General features: G+C 39.0%; 3 protein-coding genes. All 3 read left to right on the top strand.

Annotated features, from left to right (window positions below; all coding sequences use genetic code 11):
- Positions 1-613 precede the first annotated feature (613 nt).
- The 3 genes from Q1K34_RS17750 to secA all read left to right on the top strand — a co-directional run bounded on the left by Q1K34_RS17750 (position 614) and on the right by secA (position 5143).
- Positions 614-1186: a cob(I)yrinic acid a,c-diamide adenosyltransferase gene (locus Q1K34_RS17750; protein WP_300437088.1), complete on the top strand. Its 573-nt coding sequence runs from the start codon at positions 614-616 to the stop codon at positions 1184-1186.
- 152 nt (positions 1187-1338) lie between these two features.
- Positions 1339-1560: a DUF2795 domain-containing protein gene (locus Q1K34_RS17745; protein WP_008272287.1), complete on the top strand. Its 222-nt coding sequence runs from the start codon at positions 1339-1341 to the stop codon at positions 1558-1560.
- A 223-nt stretch (positions 1561-1783) separates the two neighbouring features.
- Positions 1784-5143, top strand: coding sequence for a preprotein translocase subunit SecA (gene secA / locus Q1K34_RS17740; RefSeq protein WP_300437084.1), 3360 nt, complete (start codon positions 1784-1786; stop codon positions 5141-5143).
- Positions 5144-5258 lie beyond the last annotated feature (115 nt).

Genomic DNA, 5258 nt, shown 5'->3' with positions numbered 1-5258 from the left:
CGAAGTGAGAAATCTCATTTTAACAGCCAAATAGTGATCAATTGAAAAATCAAAAAGAACTTAACCCCGTTTTATTAAGAGACTCTTCGTTGCACTCAGAGTGACAACTAACAGTCATACATAGACTCAACATAGAGAATCGAAACCCACAACAGACAACCGAGAACACATCACCTACAACTGCTAATTGATCATTGTTCATTGTTTATTGATTATTGAACTTGTAATTTCGATACGCAGCGCAGCGAAGTGAGAAATCTCATTATAACAGCCAAATAGTGATCAATCGAAAAATTAAAAAGAACTTAACCCCGTTTATTAAGAGACTCTTCGTTGTACTCAGAGTGACAACTAACAGTCATATAGAGAGTCAAAACCCATAACAGACACAGAGAACATATCACTTACAACTGCTAATTGGTCATTGTTCATTGATTATTGATTATTGCCCATTGAAATTGTTCATTTGGATACGCAGCATAGCGAAGTGAGAAATCTCATTTTCATTTCCGAACAACAAACTCCTAATCCTAAATTCTAAAAGTCAAATAATCCTCTAATTGCTATATGCTGAATCTTCCTTACTTTTGGGAATACAACTAATAAAAAGATTATGAAAATATATACCAAAACCGGTGATAAAGGCACCACGGCGTTATTCGGCGGTACCCGTGTGCCCAAGCATCATATTAGAATAGAGAGTTATGGAACGGTAGATGAACTTAATTCACATCTTGGGCTGTTAAGGGATCAGGATACCGACTCGCAGACCCAAGAGTTTTTAACGGAAATCCAGGACAGGTTGTTTACGCTGGGCGCCATACTGGCGACCGATCCCGAAAAAGCAACTTTAAAAAATGGCAAAGAGCGATTGAATATTCCGAAGATTTCAAATGAGGATATTGAGAAGTTGGAAAAACAAATTGATATGATGAATGAAGATCTTCCCGAAATGACGCACTTCATTCTTCCGGGAGGTCATCAAAGTGTGTCATTCTGTCACATAGCTCGCTGTGTTTGCCGTCGTGCAGAAAGACTTTCCAGTGCTTTATATGACATCGAAGCCTTTGATGATAGGGTTTTGATTTACCTCAACCGACTTTCCGACTACCTATTTGTGCTGGCACGGAAGTTGTCTAAACAATTGAAAGCTGAAGAAATTCAATGGATTCCAAAAAAATCCTGATTGCTCTCAGATTTTAAAAAATACTTTGCAAAAATTGCAAAAAATAACATAATTCATTACGTTCTTATCATTATTGTATAAATAATAGATTTTTTTCTTGGCTATTAAAGCAAAAAAATTATTTTTGCCAAAATTTAAAACCCGATTAATCAATGTATTGGACTTTAGAATTAGCATCCTATTTAAGTGATGCCCCGTGGCCGGCAACAAAAGATGAGTTAATAGACTATGCAATTAGGACCGGAGCACCCCTGGAGGTGGTAGAGAATTTGCAGGCTATTGAGGATGAGGGCGACTCTTATGATTCTATTGAGGAGATTTGGCCAGATTATCCAACCGATGAAGATTACCTCTGGAATGAGGATGAATATTAAGACAACACGCAAAAAATAGGGAAAAGTCTCATTCATGAGGCTTTTTTTTTGCTTAAATTTGAACCCCTTAAATAACTAAATTTTTTAGCTTTTGAGTGATCAAAATAGATAAATAAATACCAGAATACACGAGGCTTTCCGAAAAATTGATGCTCAGGTATTGTTAGCAATTACTTCTATTTCTCACTGTAAAAGTTTAAACCGAATAAATAAAAAAACCAATATGAGTTTTTTAGATTCTGTATTAAAAGCTTTCGTAGGCGATAAGTCGAAGAAAGATGTAAAAGAAATACAACCCATAGTAAATAAAATTAAAGCTCTTGAGTCTGAATTTGAGGCCCTAAGCCTTGATGAACTACGAGCGAAAACTTCTGAATTCAAAGCTAAAATTACGGAAGCTACTAAAGAGGTAAAAGATAAAATCGTAGCCTTAAATAAGGAAGCTGATGAGACCGATGATATTACCCGAAAGGAAGATATTTATGCGGAAGTAGATGCTTTAAAAGATAAATCTTACGAAATATCTGAATCTGTACTAAACGATATTTTACCCGAAGCCTTCGCTACGGTTAAAGAAACAGCAAAACGTTTTGTAAATAATACTCAGCTTAAAGTAAAAGCCTCTACTTTTGATCGTGAGATCTCTGCGGAAAAGGATTATGTTACTTTAGAAGATGATCATGCCATTTGGAGCAATTCCTGGGATGCTGCCGGAAAGCCGGTAACCTGGGATATGGTTCATTATGATGTTCAGCTTATTGGTGGTGTGGCCATGCATCAGGGTAAAATTGCAGAGATGCAAACAGGTGAAGGTAAAACCCTGGTGGCAACTTTGCCTATGTATTTGAATGCACTTACCGGAAACGGAGTTCACCTGGTTACCGTAAACGACTACCTTGCAAAACGTGATAGCGCCTGGATGGCTCCTATATTTGAGTTCCACGGGATGAGTGTAGATTGTATAGATTATCACCGACCAAATTCCGCAGCCCGTAGAAAAGCCTATAATGCCGATATCACCTACGGAACCAATAACGAATTCGGTTTTGATTACCTAAGGGATAATATGTCCCATGCCCCTGATGATCTTGTACAAAGGCCGCATAATTATGCGATCGTGGATGAGGTCGATTCTGTTTTGGTAGATGATGCGCGTACACCGCTTATTATTTCCGGTCCCGTACCAAAAGGAGATACGCATGAATTTATGGAACTAAAGCCGGCAATTGCCAATATTGTGGAAGTTCAGCGTAAATATTTAGTAAAGGTTCTGGCGGAAGCAAAAAGACTGATAAAAGAAGGTGATACCAAAGAAGGCGGATTCCAGTTATTGAGAGTTTACCGTGGTTTACCAAAAAATAAAGCACTTATTAAATTCCTTAGTGAGGAAGGTGTGAAGCAATTGCTTCAAAAAACCGAAAATCACTATATGCAGGATAACAATCGGGAAATGCCAAAGGTTGATGCCGAATTGTATTTCACAATTGAAGAAAAAAGCAATCAGATAGATCTTACCGATAAAGGGATTGAATTCCTTTCTGGAAAGGATGATCCCGATTTCTTTGTGATGCCGGAAATTGGAATGGAGATCGCTAAAATCGAAAAAGAAGGGCTGCCTCCTGAAGAAGAAGCTGAAAAAAAAGAAGAGCTTTTCAGGGATTATAGCGTAAAAAGTGAGCGTATACATACGCTTCGCCAGTTACTAAAATCTTATACCCTTTTCGAAAAAGATACCGAATATGTAGTAATCGATAATAAAGTGAAGATTGTTGATGAGCAAACGGGTCGTATCATGGAAGGCCGTCGTTATAGTGATGGTTTGCACCAGGCGATTGAGGCGAAAGAAAATGTAAAGATTGAGGATGCTACCCAAACCTTTGCTACGGTAACGCTTCAGAATTACTTTAGAATGTACCGTAAACTGTCGGGTATGACGGGTACAGCGGTAACCGAAGCAGGAGAATTCTGGGAGATCTACAAACTGGATGTGGTAGAAATTCCTACCAACCGTCCTATCGCCAGAAATGACAAGGAAGATTTAGTTTACAAGACCAAAAGGGAAAAATACAACGCTGTAATTGATCACGTGACCGATCTTTCCAATGCGGGAAGACCGGTGCTTATTGGTACTACTTCTGTGGAAATTTCGGAATTATTAAGCCGAATGCTTAAACTTCGAAATGTACCTCATAACGTTCTTAATGCAAAAAGACATAAAAAAGAGGCTGATATTGTTGCTGAAGCCGGTAAATCTGGTATTGTAACTATCGCCACCAACATGGCCGGTCGTGGTACCGATATTAAGCTAAGCAAAGAAGTGAAGGAAGCCGGCGGACTTGCCATAGTTGGTACAGAACGTCATGATTCAAGACGTGTAGACCGCCAGTTGCGTGGTCGTGCTGGTCGTCAGGGAGACCCGGGAAGCTCTCAATTCTATGTTTCCCTGGAGGATAACCTAATGCGTTTATTCGGTTCTGAAAGGATCGCCAAGCTAATGGATCGTATGGGTCTGGAAGAAGGTGAAGTGATCCAGCATTCTATGATCTCGAAATCTATTGAAAGAGCTCAGAAGAAAGTGGAGGAAAATAACTTCGGCGTTCGTAAGAGATTGCTGGAGTATGATGATGTGATGAATGCGCAGCGTGAGGTTATCTACAAACGTCGTTACCATGCATTGTTCGGAGAAAGATTGCGCGTAGATCTTGCCAATATGATCTTTGATATTTCAGAATCTATTACGGAAACGAATAAAGCCGCAGAAGATTTCAAGAATTTTGAATTTGAACTTATCAGGAACTTCTCTATGAGCTCCCCTGTTTCAGAAGAAGAATTCAAGAAAATGAATGCACAGAAACTTGCAGGTGAGGTTTATAAAGCCGCCTACAAACATTATGACGAAAAGATGTCTCATAATGCTGAACGTGCTTTCCCTGTAATCAAGCAGGTTTATGAAGATGAAAGGAATAATTTCGAAAGAATTTCAGTTCCTTTTACTGACGGCACCAAAACTCTTAGTGTAGTTACTAATCTTGAAAAAGCTTACGAAACTGAAGGAAAGCAGCTAATCAAGGATTTTGAAAAGAATATCACCCTTGCGATCATCGACGATGCCTGGAAGACTCACCTGAGAAAAATGGATGAGTTGAAGCAAAGTGTTCAGCTGGCGGTTCATGAACAAAAAGATCCATTATTGATCTATAAATTCGAAGCTTTTGAACTTTTTAAAGTAATGCTGGAAAATGTAAATCGTGATGTAATGTCCTTCCTTTTCAAAGGAGAGATTCCTTCGAGTGGAGCTCCAAACATTCACGAAGCACGCCAGACAAGGTCTAAAGAAAAGGTAGAAACGAAGAAGGAAGAAATTCCCAATATGGACGAAAGAGCTGCCCAAAGCAGAGCTGCCGGAAACACTCAGCGTCAACAGCCTGAGGTAACTGAAACAATTGTAAGGGACCGTCCGAAAATTGGAAGAAACGATAAAGTGACCATCAAGCATGTGATGAGTGGTGAGAATAAAACCATGAAATTCAAACAGGCAATTCCACTACTGGATAAAGGTGAGTGGGTATTGGTGGATGAATAGACGGTAGCCGGTAACCGGTAGACGTTAGACGTTAGACGTTAGACGTTAGACGTTAGACGTTAGACGAAATTAAAAATCCTGAAGTTAAAACTTCAGGATTTTTTTTATTTTATAT

It is taken from the genome of Christiangramia sp. (assembly GCF_029937855.1).
Lineage (GTDB): Bacteria > Bacteroidota > Bacteroidia > Flavobacteriales > Flavobacteriaceae > Christiangramia.
This window is presented reverse-complemented; position numbering and strand designations above follow the sequence as displayed.